Consider the following 24,562-nt stretch of genomic DNA (forward strand, 5'->3'; position numbering starts at 1 on the left):
GGGTTTGTCTTTTGTGAAGCCCCCATCCGAGGGCCGGGCATGCGGGGCATCCCGCAGAGTCGACCGCCCGGTCGGCCCAGACAATCGCCTGCTTTTGCAGCAACCCGGCAGGGCCACAAGCCCCGCCCGAGATCCATGGCCATTCAACACCTGACCGACGAGCAGATCGCCACCTGGACCCGCGCCCAAAAGGACGAGTGGTGGTTCAAGAACATCTTCCGCGGCGACATGGCGCAACTGACGCTGCGCTCCGGCTTCACCGGCTTCCTGCTGGGCGGCATCCTGTCGGCCACGGGCCTGTACATCGGCGCCAAGACCGGCATCGCCATCGGCGTGGGCCTGACCTCGGTGATCCTCGCGTTCGCGCTGTTCCGCGCGCTGCATGCCAGCGGCTTCGCGCAGGACTACACCATCCTCGAGAACAACTGCACCCAGTCCATCGCCACGGCGGCGGGCTACGTCATCACGCCGCTGTTCTCCAGCCTCGCGGCCTACATGCTGGTCACCGGGGTCATCCCGGCCTGGTGGCAGCTGATGATCTGGATCTTCGTCGTCGCGATGATCGGCGTGCTGCTGGCCTTCCCGTTGAAGCGCCGTTTCATCAATGAAGACCAGGCCCCGTTCCCCGAGGGCCGCGCTTGCGGCGTGGTGCTGGATTCGCTGTACCACGGCGCCGGCGATGAGGGCGTTTTCAAAGCCAAGCTGCTGGGTGTGGTGGCGGGCTTCACGGCGCTGTACCAGGCCATCGTCAGCGACGGCTGGATGAAGCTGGTGCAGTTCAAGATCCTGATGATGGACAAGTGGGCCGGCCTCAGCCAGCCCTGGCACCTGCACGAGCGCCTGGACCACTACTACTACGCCTGGGCCGGCAAGAGCACCGCGCTGATCCCCACCATCATGGGCACCGACATCCGCCAACTGGGCCTGCGCCTGACGCTGGACGCGGCCATGCTGGGTGTGGGCGGCCTGATGGGCATTGCCGTGGCGGCGAGCTGCTTCCTGGGGGCCTTCATCAACTTCGTGGTGCTCGCGCCCATGATGATCCAGATGGGCGACATCGCGCCGCGCATCGGCGCCAATGGCGAGCTGATTCCGCTGAACCGCGCCGAGATCGTCAACCAGTGGTCGCTGTGGTGGGGCGTCACGATGATGGTGGTGGGCGCCCTGGTGGGCCTGCTGGCCAAGCCTGAGATCTTCAAGGCCATGGTCAAGCGCAAGGCCGCTGCGCCGGCGGCCTCGTCGGCCGCTGCGGGCGGCGACCTGCTCAAGGACATCGAGGTCCCGCTGTGGATCAGCTACGTCGGCGTGCCGGTGTTCAGCCTGCTGGGCAGCTATGTCACGCACGTGTTCTTCGGCGTGCCGTTCTGGCTGGCGCTGGTGTCGCTGCCGCTGATCTTCGTGCTGACCGTTATCTGCACCAACTCGATGGCGCTGACCTCCTGGACGCCTACTGGCGCGCTGTCCAAGATCACGCAGTTCACGATGGGCACGCTGGATCGCAGCAACCCCGGCTCCAACCTGCTGCCGGCCGGCATGACGGCCGAGATCGCGTCCAACGCGGCCAACCTGCTGTCCGATATCAAGCCTGGCTACATGCTGGGCGGTAAGCCGCGCCACCAGGCCGTGGGCCATGTCATCGGTAACCTGGCTGGCGTGCTGTTCTGCGTGCCGCTGTTCTTCCTGCTGTTCCTGCCGGAGACCAACGGCGTGCGCAGCGTTACGACGCTGGTGACTGACCAGTTCGCCTTCCCGTCAGCGCTGCAGTGGAAGGGCGTGTCCGACATCATCGCCAAGGGCCTGAAGGGCCTGCCGACGTCGGCGCTTATCTCTATGGGCGTGGCGGCGCTGGCGGCCGTGGCGATGGAAGTCGCGCGCATCAAGACCAAGGGCCGCTTCCAGCTGTCCGCCGTGGCCACGGGCCTGGGCGTCGTGTTGCCGCCGGAGTCGGTGCTGGCCATGTTCGTCGGTGCGGTCATCTTCTTTGCCATGGGCAAGAAGCACAAGACCGCCGGCACCCGCGGCCACCGCGTCTGGGTCGACGGCATGGAGCCCATCTGTGCCGGCCTGATCTCGGGCGCCGCGCTGATGGGCATCGGCAACGCCATCATCAATGTGCTGATCTAATCCGCACCGTCTGCCCGTAGCTCAACTGGATAGAGCAGCTGCCTTCTAAGCAGCTGCGCTATTGATTTCTCATAGGAGAATCGGGCCGGCAGCGTCTAAGAAACAGGGGTTTTGTCTAAGTTCGCGCGCCGCCCGTAGCTCAGCTGGATAGAGCACGCGCCTTCTAAGCGCGGGGTCGGGGGTTCGATTCCCTCCGGGCGGGCCATCACCTTGATGGCTTCACGGCGCGGTGATACTTGCCCTCGACGTAGTGGCGCGTCATCCCCTCTGACTTGTGGCCTAGCAGGCGCTGCGCGGCCTTGATGTCCTCTTCGCCCTCGTCGTCCAGCAGCGCGTCGACGCCGGCCCGGCCGCGGAAGTCGTGCATGTTCAAGTCGTCCACCTCGGCCCTGATGCACAGGCGATCCCAGCTGCTGCGCAGCCCCCCGTAGGTGTAGCCGGTGCCGCGCTCCGATTTGAGGACGTGGCCGATCTTGTCGCCCCGCTTGCCGCACGCCGCGATGGCTGCGCGCAGCGCTGGCGACCACTTCACCAGCAGCTTGGTGCGGCCCTGGCCCTTGCCCTGGTCGAACAGCAGGCCCTTGTCGGTGACGTCCTGCCACCGCAGCCGGATCACGTCGCCGATGCGCTGGCCTGTCAGCATGGCCAGATCCATCATCTGAATCAGCGCCTGGCCGTTGCGGCGCTGCAGCGCGGCGGCAGCCTTCAGGCGCTTGACCTCTTCGTCGGTAACCACCCGATGCCGGCCGCCAGTCTTGCGGCGCGGTATGTCGTCCACGGGATTGGCGCCCTGGCGCAGCCCTTCCAGCGCGGCGAACGACAGCACCTGTTTCAGCATGGTGCGGTGCAGGTTGTAGGTGCGGGCCTTGGTGATGAACGGCTTCAGGTAGGTGGCGCACAGCGGCGTCGTGACCTGGGCCGGCTTGATCTCGTCGAACTCGGCCGCCATGTGGTCGGCAATGCGCTTCTGGTCGTCGCGGTTCTTCTGCGTGCTCCAGTCGCCCGCCTCAATCTTGCTGTCGTACCAGCGGCCGATGACGGCCGGCATGCGGTCTTTCGTCGCGTCGGCATCGACGAAGCCGGCGAGGGCGCGGTACATGGCCGGCAAGCCGTCCTTCTCCGAGCACAGCCGAACCCACTTGTTCTGGAGCGTGACGAGGTAATAGGCCCGGTGCTTGAGGTAGACCCTCGGGGGCAGACCAGAGTTCTTGCGGATCATGCGCGGCGCTGTGAGCGAAGCAGGGGCGTGTCATTGGCAGCGGGCGCCTCCCTGCCGGCGCAGACTGCCTCGTAGTGCGGACGCTCAAGGATGACACGACCGGCCGGGTTGCGGCGGGCGCGGTGGAAGCCCTGGCGCAGCAGCTCGCGCAGCTGTGCGGCCGGCTGGCGATAGCCGGTGATCCTGACCAGCTGCTCGTCGCTCAGGGCTATGTCGTCCAGTGTCAACATCACACCTCCTTGTTCGTGGCAGCCGCAATGGCGGCGTCAACAACAGCCAGTTCTCCCGTGGAGCCAGCCAGTTCCAGCGCGCGGCGGCAGTCGATAAGCGCCGCCAGCATCCTGGGTGCCGACTCGATCAGCCTGGCTTCATCGGCGCCCATCTCGGAGCCGAGGACGGCCACGAGCTTCTGGCCGGCCATGATGGCGACGCGGCCGTCCCATTTCCATTCGTGTGTTTGTGTCATAGGCTCAGGCGGGGGATGGGTTAGGTGGGACGGTGCTGCGCGCGCCAGGCCTCGAACGCGGGCCAGAAGGCGCTGCGGGTTCCGGGCTGGCGCTCCCGAGGCTGGCCGTCTGCGCGCAGCACCAGCGGGCCGAACATGCGGTGCATCTCGAACGTCCAGCGCCGGCCGGCGTCGTCGGTGACAGTGACCTCGGGCGCTGGCTGGCAGCATGAGCAGATTGGCTGCATGGGCACCGGCAGGGGATGGGGTTTAGTCAGTGCAGCCGACACACTCGATGCCGTCTTCTGCCTCTGCGGCTGCGTGGCCGAAGGCGTCAGCCTGGGCGCCAGTGAAGGCCAGCATCTGGGCGTAGCTCGGGCGGTCGCTGCGGAAGGTGCCGCCGTTGCTGATGCTCGGATTGGTGATGCTGTGCTCTTGAGCGGCCCACCAGACCGCGCGGCTCGGCTCTTTGGCGATCAGGCTCATGACGATGGCGCTGTGCTTCAGGAAGCACAGGTCGCAGTTGCCCTCTGGCGTCGTGCCGCCGTGGTTCGGCAGCTCCAGGTCGAAGGTCTGCAACTTCCAGAAGCTGCCCACGTCCCAGCGGGAAACGCCGGCATCGGCGAGCGGCGCCCGGCGCTCAATGCCGCGCGTGCCTCCGCTCGGATCGGCGCGGAGCTTGGCAATCCGGGCCGGCTCGTCAGCGCGCAGGCCCACCAGCACCTCGAATTCCTCATGGCCCAGGCTGCGCATGTAGTCGGCGATGCGCAGGATCTTCAGCTCGACGGTGCAGAAGCGGGCGACCGGGTTGGGCAGATAGTTGCGCTTGCGGATCAGTGCCTCGAAGGGCTCGCCCTTGCGGCTGGCGGTGTCGAAATCCACCACGGCCCAGCCAGCGCCGTCCGGCCGGTACTCCACCCACACGATGGGAACGCTCCAGCGCTCACCGCACGCTTTCACGTAGCGCAGCGTCTCTTCCCGTTCCTTGCCGGTGTTGGCGAAGCAGACGGTCAGCCACTTGGCAATGACATCTCGCGGGTTGGCCTGCAACGTGCGCCAAAGCAGATAGCCGCTCGTGCGGCCGCCGCTGAAGCTCAGCACGGTCGGGCCGTCGATCTTGAAAGGGTCTCTCATGGGCTCGGCAGGGGGCTTGGGTTGATGGCGTCGAGCGCGACGCGGCGGTAGTAGTCGCGCACGCCGTTGGAGCCGTAGTCCACCGACATGCTCACGTCGTGCTCGTCCCAGGTAGCGATGCGCTGCAGCGCAGCCTCAAGGTCGATGACACGCTGCTGAAGCGCGCAGGCATGCTCCAGGTGCCCCTGGATGCCCTTGGCGATGACTTGGCCGCACAGCCGGGTGATGTTCTCTGCCAGCTTGGGTGCGTGCTGGACGGCGAAGGCCTTGATGTCGGCATCTGTCATGGCCGACCCCACAGGCACAGCGGTGTGTCGTAGCCCAGCATCAGCGGGTGCTTCGGGCTGTCGCACTTGGTCAGGCCGAAGTGCATGACGGGCTTACCGGATGACACCAATGCGTCCAGCAGCACGTCGAAGGCGAACTGCAGCTTCGGCGGCACCTTGGTCGTCTTGCCCCAGCACGGAACCAGGATGTCGGCTTCGTTGATGATATCGGTCGTGTGGTCGCCGATGTCGTCGCCGAACGGGTCTTCCACGCTGGCCAGGGCGCGCACGTCAGTGGCGCGGTAGGCGAAGACGTTGCCGACGATGAAGCGCGACGCGCCCCATCGCTTGCAGAAGCCGATCCACTTGCGCACCGTCGCGTCGTCCAGGCTGGCGTCGGCCGTGCTGGGGTTGATGCCGAAGAACGCGTAGACCGGGCCCTCCATTGCGACGGTACGCTCCAGGCGGTAGCGGTACTGCCGGCAGGGACTGAGGACGGCCGTCATGACTGTGCGTCCTGTACCGGCACATGGGACGCCATCGCCGCGTCAATGGTTTTGGCGACGGTGTAGAGGCACGAGTCGCACAGGTCGAACTTGCGCGACGCATCGGCGCAGGCATGGCCGTGCATGTCCAGTGCATGCGCCTTGACCAGCAGCGCGCCTTCCTGGCGGTCGTTGCGGCCATCCATGACGGCCTTGCAGCGGTCGCAGGTCTTGATGGTCTTGGCCGGGATCGTGGTGATGCTCACAGCAACTCCTTCGCGGCGAGATAGGCCGCGTTCATCTTGATGGGGTGGCCGTTCTCATCAACGAACTCGGCCTTGTCGATCTGCTCGACCAACTTGCGCAGGGCAGGCAGGGCGTCAGCCCCTACTGCGGGGGATTGGGCGGCCAGGCCAGCGTCCCAAGAGGACGCGACAGCCTCGCCGAGTCGGTCGGCCAGCGCCTTGCACTGCTTGCCGTGGCGCAACAAGCCAGCGGCGGTCAGCACGTCCGAGCGGGCTGCGGCCGGGAAGAGAACAAAGCCTGCCGGCACCGTCCCCTTGGGCTGCACATGGGGCTGGTGCGCCTCCAGGGCTGCGGCAGCCTTCATCGCCGCCGACTGAATGGCCTCAATGCTCTCGCGCTCGTCGCCTCGCAGCACCTTGCGCTCGACCAGGCCATTCAGCACGTCGTCGCGGCCGAGCGTGCGGAGGGTGGCAATCAGCTTTGCCACATCCCCCTCTGCTGCTGGCCGAACATACCCCCACTGTTCGGCGAGCCGGGCCTGCACGCTCGGGCAGGCAAGGTTCGGCGCCGTCGCTGGTGCTTCGTAGCTCTCGGCCGGGTCGCGGGTCTCGCACTCCCGGCCGCAGTCCTCGGCTGTGCATGTCCGGCCAGTCGCGGGGCAGCGCCACTCTGCCGACGACGTGTCGACGGGATGTGTCGATGCGGGCTGGGCGGCAAGGGCGGCGCGAGCTGCCTTGATGACGGCGCGGGCAAACTGCTTGAGCGCAGCCGGCATGTACGCGTGCGCGGGGTCGATCTGCTGGATGACGGCGAGGATCTGCTCGTCGCTCAGCTCTGCACCCTCAGGGGATGGGACTGCGGCCTGGGCAGCCAGATGGAACTTCCACACCTGCCGGGTGAGCAGTGACGGGATGCCGTAGTCCAGCGGGTAGATGTACTCGCCGTTCGGCAGCTTGAGGCCCACAGAGCCGAACTCGTTAGCCTCGCGGATGACCTCCCACGCGCGCATCAGGTCAACGCGCAGGACGGAGCCGGCGTCGCACGCCTGGTCGATCAAAGCGTCGGAGAGTGCATCGAACTCAGGCAGCGCGGCCGGCGGCACTGCGGCGGCCAAGCGGCGGATAGTGGCGACGGCAAGATCCTGGCCGGTGCCCTTCGGGTCGAGCCAGCCGGGCGCCACCTCGTGGAGAGCCTTGCACACGGCGCTCCACGCATCGGCTTGTTGCGCCTGGCAGTCGTCGGGCAGTGCGCCAGACGGCTGTTGGAGTGGTGCAGGCTGGGGGGATTGGATTTCGGTCATGGGGTCATGCCTCACATGGTTGCTTCGATGAAGATCCGCGCCGCTTCGGCGTTGATCGCGTTGCCGTAGGCGCGCAGGCGTCCCACTCGGGCGGGAGCCCCATGAGCCAACGGGAATGTGCCGGGCTCAACTGGCCGCCAGGTGGGTCCGTCAGGGTCTCGACAAAGCACCCAGTCCGCCGAAGCCCAGTAGCCGTTGACAGGGCCGCAGCCATCGACAGGTCCTGCGGTGAGCCCTTGCGCAGGATCTCCGCCAGCGCGCCTTCCAGCGTCCGCACGTTCTTCTCGCCGTCCGCCGCCCTCGGCGTTGGCCAGCCCGCCAGCTTCGCCGCTCCGGGCAGCTTCCAGGCGATCTTGCGGCTCCCGTCCGGGTTGCTGCCGCTGTAGCAGTGCGTGCTGCCGCCCGCGTCGTTTGTGATCGGTGTAGGCCAGCCGGCGAGCCTCGCCACCTCGTTCAATGGCCGCGCATTCGTACCCCAGCGCTCCAGCGTGGCGCCCTTCCAGTCGCGGGCCGCAGGCGTCGGCCATGCGTTCGCGCTCGGCCCGCTGTTCAGCCGCGATGCGCTCGTTCTCGACGCGCAGGCGCTCCAACTCAGCCGCCGCCTGCTCGGCAGCGACGCGCGCGGCTTCTTGCTCGGCAGCGACGCGGCGCTGCTCTGCCTCTTCCCACAGCTTTGCCTTGTGCGCTGTCTCCAGCTTGGCAATGCCAGCCGCCCATGCGGCCTTGGCCTGCTCCAGCATCTCTTGGAACGTGGCCGGTTCGGGCTCGGTGGTCTGCATCCGCTCCAGCAGCGCGGCGATGTCGTCGGAAGTCTTGTTGCACGCTGCAGCCACATCAATGCCGATGGCGGCCAGCGCTTCCTGGATGGCCAGCACGCGGCCGAACTCGGCGGCGGCCTTGGCTTCGCGCTCGGCCTCGCGGCGGGCTTCTTCGGCCTTGATCTGCTGGTCAATGGGCGTCTCGCCCTCCAGCAGTCGCTCGGTCAGCCACGCGGCGCGGGCGTCGATGTTCTTGCCCAGCGCCAGCAGCGGGGCCTTCGCCATCTTTCGCACCTTCTCGACCGTGATGCGCGGATCTCGCCAGGCGGCGCGGTGGGCAATGGCGTCCTTCATGCCCTTGGTCGTGGTCAGGTCGTAGACCACATCCTTCGGGTAGCGCGCCTCAATGTCGGCGAGGCCAGCTGCCACGCGGTCAAACTCGCTCACGGCGGTGCCGATGCGGCCGATGTCATCTGTGATGGCCAGCGCAGCCTTGCTGGTGGTGGGGGTCAGTTCGACGGGCTCGTCGAAGCCGGTGCTGTCGTCAATCAGTGTGGTGCTCATGGTGATCTCCGGTCAGTAGGGCAGGTCGTCGCCGTCCAGGGGCTCGCGCCTCGCGGGTGGCGGTGTCTTGGGGGATGCTTTGGCCATCTTGTCGGCCTGTTCGATCAGGAACTCGTCTTCGGCTTCCTGGTCACCGCGCGCCTTTGCCTCGGCAATAGCAGCCTGGGAAACCGTCTTCAGTTCGCCAACCGTCTTGGCGCCGCGGATCGCATCCACGCAGCGGAAGAACCACAGATCGCGCTCGCTGGTAGCGTGCAAGTCGGCCTTGCTCCACAGGTCAAGCGCCAAGCCGAACCGCATCGCGGCATTGCGCAGGGCGTCGCCGATCACTTCCTTCTCGCGGGCTCCCGCATCGCCGAAGTTCTTCTTGTCGGCATTGCCGTAGCCCAGGCGCGTCACGCCGTCAACGGTGAGCTTGATCCACAGCCCGCCGTTCGCATCAAAGCGCGGCAGGCCCTCTTCGGTGAATGCCAGCGGCTCCCAGTTCCAGCGCAGATCGGCGTCAAGAATCAGGTGCGTCGTCGCGGCGTGTCCGACGTAATCCAGGTGCTTGACGCTCGGGTGATGCCAGCCGCCGCAAACGTGGCAGTTGCGCTTCTGATCGTTGGGGCACTCGTTCTGAGCCTTGGTGCCCTGAGGCTTCTTGCTGATCAGGTTGTCGGGCACAGCCTGGCGCATGCGCTCCAGGCCGCTGACGGTAGTCGTCAGTGCGACGGCGGATTCCTTCGCGGCGGCACTCATGAGGCCGACCGCATCGCGTTAGCCAGCACAGCGCGCGCGTCCTGGATGCGGCGCATCGCAGAGCGTGCGTTTTCCTCGGCCCACTCCAGCTCTTGAGCGGCGCTCTGGAACTGGCGGCGCTCGGCATAGTGAACGGCGGCATCGCAGTTGCCGCTCGTGTCACCGGCCGCACCGGCAGCTGCGCGGGCCGCGCGGAGGGCGGCAGCGGCAGTCAGCTTTTCAGCGTTTTGCCGGTCTTCGGCGCGGGCAAGCTCTTCTTGGATATCCATGGCTCAACTCAGGAGGTAGGGCGCAGCCAGCGAAGCGGCCGCGCTGAGGGCCGCCAGCAGGGCGCCGGCAGCGGTGAGGTTGGAGAGCGCCGTCTCGGCGATGGCGTCGGGCTTCACGGCTTGAAGGCCCAGACCACGGCGGCAAAGCCGATCACGCCAGCGAAGGCGGGCATGCAGACCCAGGCCCAGAAGCGCACGGCCTCGGCGACGCTCAGCGGCTCGCCTTCGTCGCAGCCGATCTCGGTGCAGGCGCTGGCGGCCTCGACCGGCTGGCCGGCGCAGCTGCAGACCTCACGGCCCAGGCTGCAGCCGCAGCCGTCGAAGTTCGCGGCCGGCGCGGGGGTGCAGCGGCGTACCGGCCAGCCTTGCTCGGGGCGGCCTTGCGGGGCGTTGGTGGGGCGGGTCGGCCAGTCGGCCGGCAGGATGCGGGCGCGGTGGTTCATGCCGGCACCTCTTCGCGAAGGATCGCGGCGGCGCCGTAGATGGCGCCGGCCAGCTCTCGCGCCTCGGCAACGGTCAGCCAGCGGCCCTCGGCGCCGAGGCCAACCCACACGAGGTGGCCGGTTTGGTAGGCGGGGTCGGCGTGAGTGCAGGCGGTGACGTCAAAGCCGTGCACCTCCACGCGGCTGCGCTCGGTGGGGTGGGTGCTCATGCCGCCACCCCGCACAGGCCGGCCATGTCGTCCATGCCCTCGATCGCGTCGCGGCTCAGCACCACCGGCTCGGCGTCCTTGAGCTTGGCGACCAGCGCCTGCTCTTTCGTCATCAAGCCCGACACCTCGACGCTCAGCGCCGCCGTGCGGCTGCGCCAACCGCGTCGGCATCGCGCAGACCAAGAGTTACGAGCACTGGACGGGCCAGAGTGCGCAGATCCGCGCCGAGCTGTCCCAGGTCATCGGCAGCGCCGTGGCTGACGGCCGGCCGCCGCGTGAGGTCAAGGGGCTGATCCGAGACCGCCTGGCCGTGAGTGAGTCCAAGGCCCGCGCGTTCGCGCAGACAGACATCACCGACAGTCTGCGCCAGGCGCGCTGGGCCGAGGATGACGCAGCCACCGAGCAGTTCGGCCTTGACCTGCGCGAGTTGCACACCTCGGCCCTGCTGCCGACCACGCGCCCGACGCACGCAGCCCGGCACGGCAAGGTCTACACGACGCAGGAGATGCGCGACTGGTACGCCAAGGACGGGAACCGAATGAACTGCCACTGCAGCAGCACGACCTGCCTCATCGACTCGGACGGCAAGCCGATCCTGACGGACGGCCTCAAGAAGAAGATGGCGCGCGAGGTGAAGGACTGGAAGCCGGCAATGCCCGTCTGAACGTCTTCCTAGCATGCGCAGGCATGACCAAGAAGCGTGTGCACATCCTGACGGCCGTCAACGCCTCGGCCGTCAGCAAGGAAGGTGGCAAGTTCACCATCAAGGGCGTGTGCGGTGCCGTCAACGACATCGTGATGAACGGCATGCTGTACCCAGCCGACCAGCTGGCCAAGGGTGTTGCCACGCTCAACGGCAAGCCGGCGCCGGCCGGCCACCCGAAGAACTCGGCGGGCCAGTTCATCAGCGCGCTGAACGGCGAAGCACTGCTGAACGCCTACATCGGCAGCATCTGCACCAATGCCCGCCACGAGGGCGGCAAGACGCTGGTGGACGTGGTGGTGAACGAGGCCCAGGCCCGCGCGCACCCTGAAGGCCTGAAGCTGGTCGAGCGCCTGGATTCTGTGATCGCCGGCAACAGCAGCGACCCGATCCACGTCAGCACGGGCCTGTTCGTCGACCCGATCACGGCCAACGGCGAGAGCCTGGGCAAGAAGTACTCGCGCATCGCCACGAATCTGCAGTACGACCACCTCGCCATCCTGCTGAACGAGCAGGGCGCCGGCACGCCGGAGCAGGGTGTGGGCATGTTTCTGAACGCCGATGGCGCCGAGGAACAGGTCGAGGCCGTGATGGTCAACGCCGAACCCGAGGACAAGCGCAGCGCTGGCCTGAAGGCGTGGCTGCTGCGCCTGGTCGGCAACGGTGCCGTGGATCTGTCCTTCGACCAGATCAGCTCCGGCCTCTATGCGCTGCTGCCAGAGGGCGCCTGGCTGCGCGATGTCTATGACCGCTACGTCATCTGGACTGACCGCGACGGGAATCACTTCCGCCAGGACTACTCGGTCGGTTCTGACGGCTCCCTAGCATTTTCGTCAGACCCTCAAGCAGTGAAGCGCGAGGTGTCGTATGTGCCCATCACCAACCGTCAAAAGGACGACCAAGTGAAAGAAACCATCATCGCCGCGCTCAATGCAGCCGGCATCAGCGGCGTCGCGGCGATGACCGACGCGCATCTGCTGGAGGCCTACAACGCAGTCCAGGCAAAGCCCCATCTCGCCGCGCTCAACGCCGCGACCGAGAAGCTGACGGCCGCCAATGCCCGGATCGCCGAGCACGAGCTGACCGCCAACGCCGCGAAGGAGGCCGAGCTGACCGCCCTGGCAACCGAACTGGCCGCGAACACCTCGCTCAAGCCCGAGGACTTCAAGGCCATGGGGCTGGAGCGCTGCAAGGAGCTCAAGGCCAACAAGAAGGCCGCGCCCGTCACGCCCGGCACGCCCGCCGCGAACGCGGCGCACGACGAGTTCGATTACGACATCAACGCACTCGGCAAGGAATAAATGGCCATGGCAAATCGCATCTTCCGCAGCGCGCGCCGCGACCCGCGCACCATCTCCGACCGCACCGTCAGCGGTGCCCTGCTGCCGGCCACGGCCGTCTTCGTCGGTGCCACGCAGCTGACCCAGGCCACCGCTGCCAGCGGCGGCCGCCTGGCCCTGCTGGGTGACCGCGAGTTCTACGGCCTGGGCATCACCACGGCCACCGACCCGCTGCTGACGCCCTACGCCTCCGGCGAAACGGGCATCGCCTACCTCCTGGAGCCGCAGGACGAAGTGCAGTGGGCCATGGCCGCTGGCACCTACACCAACGGCCAGGAGCTCACCGTGGGCGCTGCCGGTCGCCTGACCGCCGCCACCACCGGCGCCGTCGTCGTCGCGCACTTCGATCAGGCGGGCGGCACTTTCGCTGCTGGCGCGCTGGCCGACGTCTGCGTCGCCAACCACTACACCAAGGCTTAAGGAGGCCGCATGCTGCAATTCACCAAGGAGCAGTGGGAGCAGGTCAAGGCCGCCCGCGCTCGTTTCAACCAGCGCGCCGTCGCCATGGCTGCGAACGAAGCCATCCTGGAGGGCAACTCGCTGTCCATCCCGGTCGACGCCTGGCGTCGCATCGACTCGCGCGCCCAGATGCTGGCTCGCAGCCGCTTGGCCGTGTTCAACCGTCTGGCCCAGGCCAGCACGTTGCCGGTCAGCATCGCCGATCTGGTCAACTTCTACCCGCAGATCAGCGACTCCAACGAGGTGCAAGTCTCGATGGACGGCCGCAACGCCGCCAAGGCTGACGCCGCCGCGGTGAGCTACGTCGGCACCCCGGTGCCGGTGATGACCACCAGCGTACGCATGGGCTGGCGTCAGATGGAGGTGCTGCGCAAGGGCGGCAGCATGCTCGACACCGCCACCATCGCCAACGGTCAGCGCAAGATGGCCGAGCGGCTGGAAGACATGGCGATCAATGGCCTGTCCTCGGTCAACGTCAACGGCGCCACGATCCACGGCCTGCGCAACCTGCCGGCGCGCAACACCTTCGCCCACGGCTTCACGCTGGCCTCGGCCACGGGCGCGCAGTGGCTGACGGCGTTCAAGCAGGCGATCACCGCCGCGCTGGGCGACAACAACTTCGGCCGACTGACGGTGTTCGTGAACATCGGCGACTACACCTACGCCGACACGACCGACTACTCGGCCGCCTACAGCGGCACGATCCTGCAGCGCCTGCGCGCCATCGCTCAGATCGCCGAGATCATCCCGGCGTCGAGCGTTCCGGCAAACGAGATCCTGGGCATCTCCGACCTGGATGCGGGCGAGTGGGGTGGCATCCTGTCGGCCATGCCGCTGACCACGCGGCCCAAGACCCGCCAGGAGCCCGAGGACGACTATGTGTTCGGCGTCATCGCTGCCGCTGCCCCGCAGTTCCGCAGCGACGCCAACGGTCAGTCGCAATTCGTCCACGGCACGAACGCCTGACCATGAAGGCGCGCATCACCAACCTGAAAGCGCCTTGGCCCTCCGGGGCCTTGGTCGGGGCCGTGGTCGAGTTCGAAGCCGGCGCCCTGCCGGCCTGGGCTGCTGGCAAGTGCGTGCCGGTCGGCGACGACGAAGAGCCGTCGCTGACCGTGCCCGTGCCGCCCGAGTTCGTGCCCGAGCCGGTCGTACTGTCCGAGGCTGACAAGGTGCGCGAGGAAGCTGGCCAGCACATCGCCCGCCTGACCGCCGAGTTTGAGCAGCACGCCCGCGACATGCAGGCCAAGCTGCAAGAGCTCACCGGCCAGAACGAAGCGCTGCAGACCGCGAAGGCAGAGGCCGACTCCAAGGTCGCCGAGCTGTCCGCGCAGCTGGCTGCCGCCGAGGAAGCACGCGCTGCCGCGGCGCAGGCCTCGGCCGCCACCAAGCCCAAGAAGGGCTGACGATGATCTCCAGCGCACAGGCCCGGCAGTACCTGGATCAGGCGCTGGGGATCTCCGTCCCTGAATTCGTGGTCGACGCTGCCGTGGCCGATGTCGCGGCAGCCGAGGCCGCCATGGATGCGGCAGGCTACAGCGCCGGCACCAAGACGCTCGTGCAGTGCATGGCAGTTGCCATCAAGGCCAGCGCCGGCAGCGCCCGCCGCCTCCAGTCACAAGGCGCCCAGGGCGGCGTCTCGCGCTCGTTCCAGAACGACGCCAAGGCTCTGACGGTCATGCGCCGCGAGCTCGCCTCACTCGACACAGCCGGGACGGTGGCCGCGATCGTCGGCCCCGATCCAGCATCAAACACCCTCTTCATGGTCGTCTGCTGACCGGAGTCCACATGCCTGATCTCGCCCAGGGCTATTCGGCCGATATCGTCCTTGCCGCAAATGAAAGCGTCCGCGTGCGCACGTCGGGCCAGGTGACCGTGACGAGCGCCTACGGTGCGCCGGCCGGCACCACCACGCTGAACGCCAACACCCAGCTGTTTGGCCCGTATGGCGTGCCCGCGAAGCTGCGCGTCACGGCCGTGAGCGGCGCGGCGAACTACGCCCAGCCGACGCAAGTGCCGGTGACTGCCGACCCGGCGACGGGTGAATTCACACCCCCGGTGTCAGGGGCTTGGAACACGGTGGTTAGCGCCAACGTCTACCTGCCCACCGGCTTCTCCACGTATGCCGCTGCTCTGCCGAATTGGCGGGCGGGGGCACAGCAAACGCGCGCTGGCGTAATTTGCCGCATTGCCTGGCCTGGCAACTCAACCGCGGTGGGATACGGCGCCCTTGGCGCAGCCAACTATGTGGGCATCAAGCGGGCATCGCCGACTTCACGGCTCGCTGCGTTGCTGGACACGATCCTCCGGCCGACCGGCATCGAGTCTTGGATGGGCAACAACGGCAGCGAGACAGCTGGCGGAACCACATTCAATCAATATTTCCCCAGCCTGAATCCGGGCGCTGGATGGGTTAACAGCCCGCAAGGGTCGCTAGGCAAAAATAGCCTGGAGAACAGCACAACGACAAACGCGCTGCCGCTAACGGCGTCGGTTCCTGTCAATACCGGTGAGATATTTTACTTTTCCAAACCTGTTGACGGAACAGCAGCCTTTGGGACTTTCACGGTCAATGTGGACGGCGGCGCTACGCTGGCCACTGTTGATTGCAACGCGGCGAAGACGATGCGAAAGCAAGTCGTCACGTTTGCTCGCGGCTACCACACGCTCAATGTTGTGCCGCCAGGTGGCGGCGTGTACGTCGTCATTGCCGGCATGATCGCCTACGACTCGGAGAACCCGGGCGTGCAGGTCTTGAATCTCGGCTACGCGGGCGGCACCGCCGCGACGCTGAAGGGCTCCGGCACGCTGGCGACCAGCAACGTTATTTCCACGCTTGGATGCAAGCTGATCATCCTGGGCAACCTTATCAATGACTGGGTTGCAGGCACCAACGTGGCCACGTTCAAGGCTGACACGCAGACCCTTATCACCGCCGCCAAGAACGGCGGCGCCTGCGATGTGGTGCTCATCACCGACATTCCCACGGCGCCTGGCGTGGCGAGCTACGCCACACAGGCGGCCTACCTGACCGCCTACCGCGAGTTGGCCGCCGAGAACAGCCTGATCCTCATCGACTGGTACACGCAGAGCGGCGGCACCTACGAAGCCGCCAACGCGGCCGGCCTCATGTACGACGACCGCCACGAATCGGCGCTGGGCTACACCCGCAAAGCGGAGATGGTGGCGTCTGTCCTGGCCGCCGCGCTGCGCTGATTTCCATCCCCTCCGCGAGGGGCTGGGCTCAGCGGGAGGGGCGCTTCAGCTCGATCAGCTCATCCAACAGCGTGCGCGTTCGCTCGTGCGCGCTGTCTTTGGCCGTTCGGAGATGCCCCAGCTTCTCGACGTCTGCATATGTCCACGCGCCACCTGAGTGGAGGTGTCGCCTGTAGGCTGCAATGGCATCAAGCTCTGCTTCCAGGGCTTCGTCGACGAGTTTTTCCAGAGCGTTCATGGTTTTCTTCCGTTGCTGGGAGGCCAGTATTAAGGACTGTGCCCCGTGGGCGGCAGCATTTCCCCGTCGGCGCAGTCGGCCCTCCTACTCGGCGGGCTTTTTCTTGTGCGCTTCTGGCTCCCAGGCGTCCAAGTAGGCCTCGAAGGCTGGCTTCCCTGCCAGGTCGATCTTGGCCCAGTGGCGAGGGAGCAGGCGCAGGGTGCCGTGCTGGCGCACGTCGCTTGCGGGCTTGGGCTTCGGGCCGCGCTTGGCCTGGGGTGTGTCGGTCATGCGCCGAATTGTCGTGCCACATGAATAGGGGATGCGACCCCTAGAATTGCGTGTCACGATAATTGCATGACTGACCGCATCACATCATGACGGCCGAAGCTCTTGCCGGTGTTCTGGAGTCCATCGCGTTCGCCATCCGCTCGCTGCCGGCCGGCGTGCAGGCGGCGCCAGCGATCGCACACGTCATCCCTGCCCAGGCCTCGGTGCCCGCGCCCGTGCCGCCAGCGCCGATCCAAGCACCGCCAGCGCCCGCGCCCAGCGCACCGGAGCCCGAGCCGGCGCCTGCTGTGGAGCCCGAGCCCGAGCCTGATGCTGATCCAGACGACCTGGACGACGACCTGGACGAAGAGCCGGAGCAGCCGGCCGCCACCGACCGCGCGCCGGCCAGCGACAGCATGGCCGCGTGGCTCAAGACCTTCCGGTCGATCATCGGCGAGCGCGGCTACAGCGCGCAGACGCTCAAGAACCGCGGCACCTGCATCAACTTCATCGCGCACCAGCTGGGCAAGAGACCCTTGCGCGCGATCAAGCCGCACGAGATTGCGACGGTGCTCAAGCTGTGCTCGCCGCACAAGGCCGGCCGCGTGCTGATGGAACTGCGCGACGTCTACGTCGAGGCCATCGCCAACGGCGAAGCCGAGACGAACCCGGCCGCGCACGTCAAAAAGCCGTCCGCGCCGGGCCTGCGCAAGCGGCTGACGCTTGAGACCTGGCAGGCCATGCTGACCAAGGCCAAGACCAGCAATCAGCAATGGCTGCCGCTCATGCTGCTGCTGGGCCTGCACACCGGCCAGCGCCGCGCCGACCTGGCGAAGATGCGCTTCGATGATGTCGTGGACGGGCATCTGCGGGTCACCGACTGCCATGTCGGCATGCTCGCGTGGCACAAGGAAGGCGGCGCCGACTGGGATGTGTCCATCGCCGAGCGCACGCTCACCGGCTGCTTCTCCCACATGGTCGAGGCAGCCCCGCGCGCAGCGTCTTGCGTAATTGCCCAACTCGGAGACTTCCTGCACTCGGACGGCCTGCAGCCCGTCACGCCCACGTCAGGTCACGTCCTTGACCAAGATGGCCGGTTCTCCAAGATCGTTCAGGCGGCAATCCGTGTCCTGCGCTCCATCGTCACCACAGCCCTGACCCGTCATCGCCGGGTGTTCGTCCTCATGGCTGAGGGCAATCACGACCTCGCGTCATCGGTGTGGCTGCGGTGCATGTTCAAGGCGCTGTACGAGAACGAGCCGCGCGTGACAGTCATTGAGTCCGAATTGCCGTACTACGTCCACCAGCACGGCTCGACCATGATCGGCTTCCATCATGGGCACATGAAGCGCAACGACGACTTGCCGCTGCTCTTCGCTGCCCAGTTCCCGCGCGTCTGGGGCTCCACGGTGAAGCGCTACGCCCACACGGGGCACCGCCACCACCACGAGGAAAAGGAGCACTCGGGCATGACGGTGATCCAGCATCCGACCCTGGCCGCGCGCGATGCCTACGCCGCGCGGGGCGGGTGGCTGGCAGAGCGGCAGGCCACGGCGATGACGTTCCACGAGCGGTTCGGCCTGGTAGCCCGCAACACCGTCACGCCGGAGATGCTGGAGCCAGCCTGAGAAGGAGAGGGCGGCCCCGTTTTCTGTCTAACGAACCCGCTGCAAGCCCCGTAAATGCTCACGCCGCGAAGCCGGCCCGACTTAGACGGATCGGGCGGAATGCCCGATGAACACTGGATTTCCCGCCTGCCTTCTAAGCAGCAGGTCGGGGGTTCGAGTCCCTCCGGGCAGGCCAAGGTCTGACATCACCCCCTCGCAACGCCCGGCCTCTGCCCGCAGAGCCTGGGCGTTGTTGTTGGCGCATCAAGTTACAACTTGGGCGTGACAAGCCGTGCACCGTTGGGCGACGCTGCACGTTGTGAGACTTCAACTCCTGGTGAGGCCACCTTGAAGACCATTGCCCGCGTTCTGATCGTTTCCGCCCTGGTGGCCGCGCAAGGTGTGGCCGTCGCCGGCCCGCGGCACTACGACCGCCACTACCACCATCACCACCATGGGCACCACCGCCCCAATGGTGCTGCGGTCGGCGCCGTGGTACTGGGCCTGGCGCTGGCGGTGCCGCTGATCGCGATGGCCCGCCAGGCGGACCGTGCCGAGCGCGCGCCGGAGGTGGTCTACACGCCGCCGCCTGCGCCGCTGCCGCCGGCCACCGTGTACGTGCCCGCTCGCGGCGCGCCGGTGGTCTACCCGCGCCACGGCCAGAGCGCCGAACAGCAGGAGTTCGACAGCCGCGAGTGCAACCGCTGGGCCACCACGCAGTCGGCCGCGATGGCGGATGCGGGCGTGTTCCAGCGCGCTGTCGAGGCCTGCATGGACGGGCGCGGCTACACGCTGCGCTGAACGGCGGCAGGCCAGGCCTGCCGGGCCGGCTCAGGCGTTGAGACCGCGGCCGGCCAGGCTGAGCGTGCGGCGGTACTCGTCGCGCAGTCGGTAGAGCTGGGCCGGGCGGTGCGGCCCTTGGGCCAGCTTGGCGCCGGGCACCGGTTCCAGCATGCCCAGCTCGTCCATCTTGCGGCGAAAACTCACCGCGTTGATGGGCTCGCCCAGCAGCGCCTCGTAGATGCCGTGCAGTTGCGGCAGCGTGAAGGGCTCGGCGCACAGGTGCACGGGCAGCGAGGAGTACTGGCTCTTGTTGCGCACCCGGTCCACCGCGTTGGCGACGATGCGCCCGTGGTCGAAGGGCAGCTGCGGCAGCTCGTCCACCGGCAGCCAGTGCTGTCCGGGCTGGGGCGCCTGGGGTGCGGCGACCAGTGCGACGTAGGCGACCGACACGCTCCAGCCGCGCGGATCGCGCGCAGGGCCGCTGAAGCTGGCGAGCTGCTCCAGGTAAGGGCTGGGCAGGCCGGCCTTGTCGTGCAGCACGCGGCGGGCTGCGTCGGCGCAGTCCTGGTCGACGCTGGCGTGCACATAGCCGCCGGGCAGGGCCAGCGCGCCGGCGAAGGGCTCGCGTTCACGCTTGATCAGCAGCACCTGCAACTGCGCGTCGCGCAGCGTGAGCAGCACGACGTCCACCGTGCAGATCAGCCGGTGGTCGGCGTTTGAGTTCGTTGAGGTGTTCATCGAAGCGAGGATAAACGCTCGCTTGTATGAGAGGATTTATCGATTAACTTAGTTGCAAACATAAATTAAGTGGGGATATGATGGCCCCACACACCCAGGAGATGTCTATGGCTACCCACCTGCTGTTGATCGACCCGCAGAACGATTTCTGCGATCTGCCCGAGGACTGGCTGCCGCGCTCGCCAGTGAGTGGCGAATTGCTGCGCCCCGCGCTGCCGGTGGCTGGTGCGCACGCTGACATGTTGCGGGCTGCCGCGCTGGTGCAGCGCCTGGGCGGCACACTGGGCGCCGTCACGCTGACGCTGGACTCTCACCATCGCATCGATGTGGCCCACCCCGGTTTCTGGGTCGATGCCGTCACCGGCCAAGCGCCCGGCGCCTTCACGCCCATCACGGCGGCTCAGGTGCGTGCAGGGGCCTACCGGCCGCGCGACGGCGTGCAGCAGGCGCGCGTGCTGGCCTACCTGGACGCGCTGGAGGCCGCGGGCCGCTACACGCTGATGGTCTGGCCCGTGCATTGCCAGATGGGCGGCTGGGGCCACGGCGTGCACGCCGGCCTGCAGGCGGCGCTGGATGCATGGGCCGACGCGCAGGGCCGTTCTGTCGAGGTTGTCACCAAGGGCGAGAACCCCTGGACCGAGCACTACAGCGCGCTGCAGGCCGAGGTGCCCGATGTCGACGACGAGCGCACGCTGCTGAACCAGCCGCTGCTGGCCGCGCTGGACCGCGCCGACCGCGTGCTCATCGCCGGCGAGGCCGGTAGCCACTGCGTGCGTGCCACGGTCGAGCACCTGGCCGCCCATCTGCCGTCGGGCCGCGTGGGCAAGCTGGTGCTGCTCACCGACTGCATCAGCCCCGTGGCCGGCTTCGAGGCCCAGCAGGCCGCCTTCTTGGCCGACATGCAGGCGCGTGGCCTGCAACTGGCCCTCAGCACCGAGGTCTGAGCATGCGCGATCCCGTCATCACCAGCTTGCTGGACACCGACCTCTACAAGTTCACGATGTGGCAGACGCTGCTGCATCGCCACCCGCAGACGCAGAGCGAGTACCGCTTCGTCTGCCGCAATCGGCCTGGCTACCCGCTGGCCGAGCTGAAGGCCGACGTCGAGCGCGAGCTGGACGCGCTGTGCGCCCTGAGCTTCCGCGAGGATGAGCTGGCCTACATGCAGGGCCTGCGCTTCATCAAGAGCGACTTCGTCGACTTCTTGCGCATCTTCCGCTTCCAGCGCGCCTTCATCGACGTGAGCACCGACGGCGAGCAGCTGCACATCGTCGCCCGCGGGCCGCAGGTGCACGTGATGGGCTTCGAGATCCCGGTGCTGGCCATCGTCAACGAGTTGTACTTCCGCCGCCTGGACACGCCCGAGGTCAGGGCGGAAGGCCAGCGCCGGCTCGGCGCCAAGATCGCGGCGCTGCGGGCCTTCGCCGCCGAGCCGCGCGCGCAGCGCCACCCGTTTGACCTGTTCGACTTCGGCCTGCGCCGGCGCTTCTCGGGCGCCTGGCAGCGAGAGGTCGTCACGCAGCTGCGCGACGCGTTGCCCCAGCACTTCAAGGGCAGCTCCAACGTGCTGCTGGCCAAGGAGCTGGGCCTGGTCCCCATCGGCACGATGGCGCACGAGTACCTGCAGACCTACCAGGCGCTGGGCACCGTGCGTCTGCGCGACCACCAGAAGGCCGCGCTGGAAGACTGGGTGCAGGAGTATCGCGGTGACCTCGGCACGGCGCTGACCGACGTGGTGGGCATGGACGCCTTCCTGGCCGACTTCGACCTCTACTTCGCCAAGCTGTTCGACGGTCTGCGCCACGACAGCGGCGACCCGGTCGTGTGGGGCGAAAAGGCGCTGGCCCACTACGCCAAGCTGCGCATCGACACCCACACCAAGCGCCTCGTGTTCAGCGACGGCCTGACCGTGGACAAGGCCATCGCGCTGTACCGGCACTTTGCCGACCGCGTGCAGCTGGGCTTCGGCATCGGCACTCACCTCAGCAACGACCTGGGGCTCATGCCGCTGAACATCGTCATGAAGCTCACGCACGCCAACGGCCAGCCCGTGGCCAAGCTCAGCGACAGCCCCGGCAAGACGCTGTGCGACGACGAGACCTTTCTGGCCTATCTGCGGCAGGTCTTCGGTATCAAGTCATGATCAAGCTCACCCTCGCGCAACTGAACCTGACGGTGGGGGACATCCACGGCAACGTGCAGCGCATGGTGGCCGCGGCGCGGCAGGCGGCGTGGGCGGGCTCGCAGCTGATCGTGTTCCCCGAGCTGGCGCTCAGCGGCTACTACCCCGGCGATCTGCTGGACGAGCCGGCATTCCTGCGTCGCGTCGATCAGGGGTTGGATGCATTGCGTGCCGCGTCGCGCGAGTTGCCCGAGCTGACCTGGGTATTCGGCACGCCGCTGCGGCGCAGCGGCCCCGGCAAACCGCTGGAGAACGCGCTGCTCGCTCTGAAGGCAGGTGAGGAGTTGCTGCGCTATGCCAAGCAGCTGCTGCCTACCTACAACATCTTCGACGAGCGCCGCCACTTCGAGCCTGGCCCCGACGTGGCCAAAGTGTTGCGCATTGGCACGGCGCAGGTGGGCCTGCTGATCTGCGAGGACGGCTGGAATGACGATGGTGCGGACTATGGCGTCAACCCGTTCGCGCGGCTGCGCGACGCTGCGCCGGACCTCATCGTCAGCATCAACGCCAGCCCCAGCAACATCGGCAAACGGGCGCAGCGCCACCAGGTCTTCACGGCCGCGTCGCATCGCCACGGGCTGCCCATCCTCTACGTCAACCATGTCGGCGGGCACGATCAGCTCGTCTATGACGGTGCCAGCTTTGCCGTGGAGCCCGAGGCCGGCATGGTCTTCGAGGCCGAGCGCTTTGCTGAAAGCGTGCGCACGCTGGGCTTTGTCGATGGCCGCTTCGTCGAGCCCGACGGCAGCGAGCTTGCGCGCCCCAGCGCGGCCGGGCTCTGCGCCATGGCCTTCTACCGTGCGCAGATCGTGCTGGGCCTGCGCGACTACGCGCGCCGCTGCGGCTTCGCGCAGGCCGTCGTCGGCTGTTCCGGTGGCATCGACAGCGCGCTGACGCTGGCGCTGGCCGCCGAGGCGCTTGGGGCGGAGAACGTCGTCGGCATCACGATGCCGTCCAGCTTCTCGTCCGCCGGTTCGGTGACCGACTCCGAGATGCTGTGCCGCAACCTCGGCATCTCGTTGCTCAACCACCCCATCCACGGCGCCGTCGATGCGCTGAAGGCGCAGTTCGCCAGCAGCTTCGGCACGCCGGTACAGGGGCTGACGCTGGAGAACCTGCAGGCCCGCGTGCGCGGCACCATCCTGATGGCCTACTCGAACGCCTTCGGCCACCTGCTGCTGACCACCGGCAACAAGAGCGAGGTGTCGGTGGGCTATTGCACGTTGTACGGCGATACCAACGGCGGCCTGGGACTGATCGGCGACCTCTACAAGACCGAGGTCTTTGCGCTGAGCCGCCACCTGAACGAGGCCGCTGGCCGCGAGCTGATTCCCACGGCCATCATCGAGAAAGAGCCGTCGGCCGAACTGGCGCCGGACCAGCGGGACAGCGACAGCCTGCCGCCGTACCCGGTGCTGGACGAGATGCTCAAGCTGCTCGTCGAGGGCGAGCGGCTGGCCGCCAGCGAGCGCGAACCCGCCGAGGCCCGCCTGGCCGCGCTGCGAGAGACGGCCGAGGGCAGGGCGCTCATCGAGAAGATCGCCCGCCTGACTCAGCGCAGCGAGTACAAGCGCCGCCAGGCGCCACCGCTGATCCGCCTGCGCGCGCGGGCCTTTGGCCAGGGGCGCCAGATGCCCATTGCGGCCGTTCACCCAGGAGTCTTGGCATGAGTGCCGTCGCCGTTGTCATCGGCCGTTTCCAGACTGTTCACAACGGGCACCTCGCGCTGCTGCAGGCCGCGTTGGCTGCGGCGCCGCGTGTCATCGTGCTGCTGGGCTCGGCCCACCAGGCGCGTTCGCCACGCCATCCGTTCAGCTGGACCGAGCGCGCCGAGATGCTGCGCTTGGTGCTCACCGACGCCGAGCGCGAGCGCGTGGAGATCGTGCCGCTGCGCGACCTCTACGACGAGGCCCGCTGGGTGCAGGCCGTGCGGGACGCCGTGCAGCAGCGCGCGGGGCACAGCGACGTCACGCTGGTGGGCCATTTCAAGGACGCCACCAGCGACTACCTGCGCCGCTTCTCGCCATGGCGGCTGCTCAGCCTGCCGCGCCAGCACCGGGTGGACGCCACCCATCTGCGCGCCGCGCTATTCGAGGCCGCGCCGGACGACCTGGACGGCGTGCTCGCCAGTTGGGTGGATCAGGTGCCGCCGGGCACGCGCAGCTTCGTGCAGGCCTGGGCACGGTTGCCGTACCTCATCGCGCTGCGGCGCGAGTGGGCCATGTTGAAGGCCTATCGCCAGGCCTGGGCAGCGGCGCCCTACGCGCCGGTATTCGTGACTGTGGACCTGGTGCTGCAGTGTGCCGGCAGCGTGCTGCTGATCCAGCGCGCCAAAGACCCCGGCCAGGGTCTGTGGGCGCTGCCGGGCGGCTTCGTCGAGCCGCGCGACACGCTGTACCAGTCGGCCGTGCGCGAGCTGGAGGAGGAGACCGGTCTGCGCCTGCTGCCCGACGTGCTGGCGGGCGCCTTCCGTGGCGTGGCCGTCTTTGACCACCCCGACCGCAGCCAGCGCGGCCGCACCATCACGCACGCTCACCACTTTGACCTCGGCGACCGCGAGCTGCCCGAGGTGCAGGGCGCCGACGACGCGGCCCAGGCGCGCTGGGTGCCCGTGTCGGGGCTGCTCGCCATGGAAGGCGAGCTCTATGACGACCACTTCCACATGCTGGACCGCTTCCTCGGCCTGCGCGCCCATCCCTAGCCTGGCAGCCTGTCGTCCTACACCGGCGGGGTGCGCGGGGAACTACATTCACTGCGGGCTCTGGCCCCCTGCTTTCCCTCCCTGAGCAGGCGTCTGCGCCGCAAGTGCAGACGGTTTGAACCCTGGCCCCTCGGGCCGGGGTT

The 24,562-nt window shown here is 67.6% G+C and carries 31 protein-coding genes and 1 tRNA gene; 15 read left to right on the plus strand and 17 right to left on the minus strand.

The window, feature by feature from the left end; genetic code table 11:
* Positions 1–135 precede the first annotated feature (135 nt).
* Positions 136–2,124, plus strand: a complete 1,989-nt coding sequence (locus tag ACG0Z3_RS10455; protein WP_394397425.1) for an OPT family oligopeptide transporter — start codon at positions 136–138, stop codon at positions 2,122–2,124.
* Positions 2,125–2,252: 128 nt separating this feature from the next.
* A tRNA-Arg gene (locus ACG0Z3_RS10460) sits at positions 2,253–2,329 on the plus strand.
* On the opposite strand, the gene ACG0Z3_RS10465 is transcribed toward ACG0Z3_RS10460, so the two are convergent.
* The 14 genes from ACG0Z3_RS10465 to ACG0Z3_RS10530 all read right to left on the minus strand — a co-directional run bounded on the left by ACG0Z3_RS10465 (position 2,330) and on the right by ACG0Z3_RS10530 (position 10,203).
* Positions 2,330–3,343, minus strand: coding sequence for a tyrosine-type recombinase/integrase (locus ACG0Z3_RS10465; RefSeq protein ID WP_394397426.1), 1,014 nt, complete (start codon positions 3,341–3,343; stop codon positions 2,330–2,332).
* Positions 3,340–3,573: a DUF4224 domain-containing protein gene (locus tag ACG0Z3_RS10470; RefSeq protein ID WP_394397427.1), complete on the minus strand. Its 234-nt coding sequence runs from the start codon at positions 3,571–3,573 to the stop codon at positions 3,340–3,342. The genes ACG0Z3_RS10465 and ACG0Z3_RS10470 overlap by 4 nt, the downstream gene beginning before the upstream one ends.
* Positions 3,573–3,809, minus strand: coding sequence for a hypothetical protein (locus tag ACG0Z3_RS10475; RefSeq protein ID WP_394397428.1), 237 nt, complete (start codon positions 3,807–3,809; stop codon positions 3,573–3,575). The genes ACG0Z3_RS10470 and ACG0Z3_RS10475 overlap by 1 nt, the downstream gene beginning before the upstream one ends.
* A 20-nt stretch (positions 3,810–3,829) precedes the next feature.
* Positions 3,830–4,036, minus strand: a complete 207-nt coding sequence (locus ACG0Z3_RS10480; RefSeq protein ID WP_394397429.1) for a hypothetical protein — start codon at positions 4,034–4,036, stop codon at positions 3,830–3,832.
* Positions 4,037–4,058: 22 nt separating this feature from the next.
* A complete protein-coding gene (locus tag ACG0Z3_RS10485; RefSeq protein ID WP_394397430.1) occupies positions 4,059–4,922 on the minus strand; it encodes an adenine nucleotide alpha hydrolase family protein in 864 nt (287 codons plus the stop codon).
* Positions 4,919–5,209 carry a hypothetical protein gene (locus ACG0Z3_RS10490; RefSeq protein WP_394397431.1) on the minus strand — a complete coding sequence of 97 codons (291 nt, stop codon included), beginning with the start codon at positions 5,207–5,209 and terminating at the stop codon, positions 4,919–4,921. Before ACG0Z3_RS10490 ends, ACG0Z3_RS10485 begins: the two co-directional genes overlap by 4 nt.
* Positions 5,206–5,694: a DUF1643 domain-containing protein gene (locus ACG0Z3_RS10495; protein ID WP_394397432.1), complete on the minus strand. Its 489-nt coding sequence runs from the start codon at positions 5,692–5,694 to the stop codon at positions 5,206–5,208. The genes ACG0Z3_RS10490 and ACG0Z3_RS10495 overlap by 4 nt, the downstream gene beginning before the upstream one ends.
* On the minus strand, positions 5,691–5,939 hold the full coding sequence (locus ACG0Z3_RS10500) for a hypothetical protein (RefSeq protein ID WP_394397433.1): 249 nt from the start codon (positions 5,937–5,939) through the stop codon (positions 5,691–5,693). The genes ACG0Z3_RS10495 and ACG0Z3_RS10500 overlap by 4 nt, the downstream gene beginning before the upstream one ends.
* Positions 5,936–7,219: a hypothetical protein gene (locus ACG0Z3_RS10505; RefSeq protein WP_394397434.1), complete on the minus strand. Its 1,284-nt coding sequence runs from the start codon at positions 7,217–7,219 to the stop codon at positions 5,936–5,938. The genes ACG0Z3_RS10500 and ACG0Z3_RS10505 overlap by 4 nt, the downstream gene beginning before the upstream one ends.
* An 11-nt stretch (positions 7,220–7,230) precedes the next feature.
* Positions 7,231–8,541 carry a hypothetical protein gene (locus ACG0Z3_RS10510; protein ID WP_394397435.1) on the minus strand — a complete coding sequence of 437 codons (1,311 nt, stop codon included), beginning with the start codon at positions 8,539–8,541 and terminating at the stop codon, positions 7,231–7,233.
* A 12-nt stretch (positions 8,542–8,553) separates the two neighbouring features.
* On the minus strand, positions 8,554–9,207 hold the full coding sequence (locus ACG0Z3_RS10515; RefSeq protein ID WP_394397436.1) for a hypothetical protein: 654 nt from the start codon (positions 9,205–9,207) through the stop codon (positions 8,554–8,556).
* A 71-nt stretch (positions 9,208–9,278) separates the two neighbouring features.
* Positions 9,279–9,551, minus strand: a complete 273-nt coding sequence (locus ACG0Z3_RS10520; RefSeq protein ID WP_394397437.1) for a hypothetical protein — start codon at positions 9,549–9,551, stop codon at positions 9,279–9,281.
* Positions 9,552–9,664: 113 nt separating this feature from the next.
* Complete coding sequence (locus ACG0Z3_RS10525) at positions 9,665–9,994, minus strand: hypothetical protein (protein WP_394397438.1); 330 nt, start codon at positions 9,992–9,994, stop codon at positions 9,665–9,667.
* Positions 9,991–10,203 (minus strand): hypothetical protein, encoded by a 213-nt coding sequence (locus ACG0Z3_RS10530; protein ID WP_394397439.1) that lies wholly within the window; start codon positions 10,201–10,203, stop codon positions 9,991–9,993. The genes ACG0Z3_RS10525 and ACG0Z3_RS10530 overlap by 4 nt, the downstream gene beginning before the upstream one ends.
* A 241-nt stretch (positions 10,204–10,444) precedes the next feature.
* Between ACG0Z3_RS10530 and ACG0Z3_RS10535 the strand changes: the two genes are divergently transcribed.
* The 7 genes from ACG0Z3_RS10535 to ACG0Z3_RS10565 are packed head-to-tail and all read left to right on the plus strand — an operon-like array spanning position 10,445 to position 15,921.
* The gene (locus ACG0Z3_RS10535; protein WP_394397510.1) at positions 10,445–10,867 is read left to right on the plus strand and encodes a phage minor head protein; all 423 of its coding nucleotides are present in this window, start codon (positions 10,445–10,447) and stop codon (positions 10,865–10,867) included.
* Between the two features lie 23 nt (positions 10,868–10,890).
* Positions 10,891–12,207, plus strand: coding sequence for a hypothetical protein (locus tag ACG0Z3_RS10540; RefSeq protein WP_394397440.1), 1,317 nt, complete (start codon positions 10,891–10,893; stop codon positions 12,205–12,207).
* Between the two features lie 6 nt (positions 12,208–12,213).
* Positions 12,214–12,666 carry a hypothetical protein gene (locus ACG0Z3_RS10545; RefSeq protein ID WP_394397441.1) on the plus strand — a complete coding sequence of 151 codons (453 nt, stop codon included), beginning with the start codon at positions 12,214–12,216 and terminating at the stop codon, positions 12,664–12,666.
* Positions 12,667–12,675: 9 nt separating this feature from the next.
* Positions 12,676–13,671: a major capsid protein gene (locus tag ACG0Z3_RS10550; RefSeq protein ID WP_394397442.1), complete on the plus strand. Its 996-nt coding sequence runs from the start codon at positions 12,676–12,678 to the stop codon at positions 13,669–13,671.
* Positions 13,672–13,673: 2 nt separating this feature from the next.
* A complete protein-coding gene (locus ACG0Z3_RS10555; protein WP_394397443.1) occupies positions 13,674–14,111 on the plus strand; it encodes a hypothetical protein in 438 nt (145 codons plus the stop codon).
* Positions 14,112–14,113: 2 nt separating this feature from the next.
* On the plus strand, positions 14,114–14,482 hold the full coding sequence (locus ACG0Z3_RS10560) for a DUF7370 family protein (RefSeq protein WP_394397444.1): 369 nt from the start codon (positions 14,114–14,116) through the stop codon (positions 14,480–14,482).
* 11 nt (positions 14,483–14,493) lie between these two features.
* Positions 14,494–15,921 carry an SGNH/GDSL hydrolase family protein gene (locus ACG0Z3_RS10565; RefSeq protein ID WP_394397445.1) on the plus strand — a complete coding sequence of 476 codons (1,428 nt, stop codon included), beginning with the start codon at positions 14,494–14,496 and terminating at the stop codon, positions 15,919–15,921.
* A 28-nt stretch (positions 15,922–15,949) separates the two neighbouring features.
* On the opposite strand, the gene ACG0Z3_RS10570 is transcribed toward ACG0Z3_RS10565, so the two are convergent.
* Entirely contained in the window at positions 15,950–16,159 is a 210-nt protein-coding gene (locus ACG0Z3_RS10570) for a hypothetical protein (protein WP_394397446.1), read from the minus strand.
* An 84-nt stretch (positions 16,160–16,243) separates the two neighbouring features.
* Positions 16,244–16,429 carry a hypothetical protein gene (locus ACG0Z3_RS10575; protein WP_394397447.1) on the minus strand — a complete coding sequence of 62 codons (186 nt, stop codon included), beginning with the start codon at positions 16,427–16,429 and terminating at the stop codon, positions 16,244–16,246.
* Between the two features lie 86 nt (positions 16,430–16,515).
* On the opposite strand from ACG0Z3_RS10575, the gene ACG0Z3_RS10580 reads away from it, so the two are divergent.
* Together ACG0Z3_RS10580 and ACG0Z3_RS10585 are read left to right on the plus strand one after the other, a co-directional pair.
* Entirely contained in the window at positions 16,516–18,036 is a 1,521-nt protein-coding gene (locus ACG0Z3_RS10580) for a phage integrase central domain-containing protein (RefSeq protein WP_394397448.1), read from the plus strand.
* 327 nt (positions 18,037–18,363) lie between these two features.
* Positions 18,364–18,816, plus strand: coding sequence for a hypothetical protein (locus ACG0Z3_RS10585; protein WP_394397449.1), 453 nt, complete (start codon positions 18,364–18,366; stop codon positions 18,814–18,816).
* 30 nt (positions 18,817–18,846) lie between these two features.
* On the opposite strand, the gene ACG0Z3_RS10590 is transcribed toward ACG0Z3_RS10585, so the two are convergent.
* Positions 18,847–19,536, minus strand: a complete 690-nt coding sequence (locus tag ACG0Z3_RS10590) for an NUDIX hydrolase (protein WP_394397450.1) — start codon at positions 19,534–19,536, stop codon at positions 18,847–18,849.
* A gap of 101 nt (positions 19,537–19,637) precedes the next feature.
* On the opposite strand from ACG0Z3_RS10590, the gene ACG0Z3_RS10595 reads away from it, so the two are divergent.
* Genes ACG0Z3_RS10595 through ACG0Z3_RS10610 form a run of 4 tightly spaced genes read left to right on the plus strand, consistent with a single transcriptional unit; the run spans position 19,638 to position 24,419 of the window.
* Entirely contained in the window at positions 19,638–20,480 is an 843-nt protein-coding gene (locus ACG0Z3_RS10595; RefSeq protein WP_394397451.1) for a cysteine hydrolase family protein, read from the plus strand.
* Between the two features lie 2 nt (positions 20,481–20,482).
* A complete protein-coding gene (pncB, locus tag ACG0Z3_RS10600; protein WP_394397452.1) occupies positions 20,483–21,679 on the plus strand; it encodes a nicotinate phosphoribosyltransferase in 1,197 nt (398 codons plus the stop codon).
* Positions 21,676–23,388: an NAD+ synthase gene (locus ACG0Z3_RS10605; protein WP_394397453.1), complete on the plus strand. Its 1,713-nt coding sequence runs from the start codon at positions 21,676–21,678 to the stop codon at positions 23,386–23,388. Before pncB ends, ACG0Z3_RS10605 begins: the two co-directional genes overlap by 4 nt.
* A complete protein-coding gene (locus ACG0Z3_RS10610) occupies positions 23,385–24,419 on the plus strand; it encodes a bifunctional nicotinamide-nucleotide adenylyltransferase/Nudix hydroxylase (protein ID WP_394397454.1) in 1,035 nt (344 codons plus the stop codon). The genes ACG0Z3_RS10605 and ACG0Z3_RS10610 overlap by 4 nt, the downstream gene beginning before the upstream one ends.
* Positions 24,420–24,562: the final 143 nt, after the last annotated feature.

Source organism: Pelomonas margarita, from assembly GCF_043555875.1.
Taxonomy (GTDB): Bacteria; Pseudomonadota; Gammaproteobacteria; order Burkholderiales; family Burkholderiaceae_C; genus Pelomonas; species Pelomonas margarita.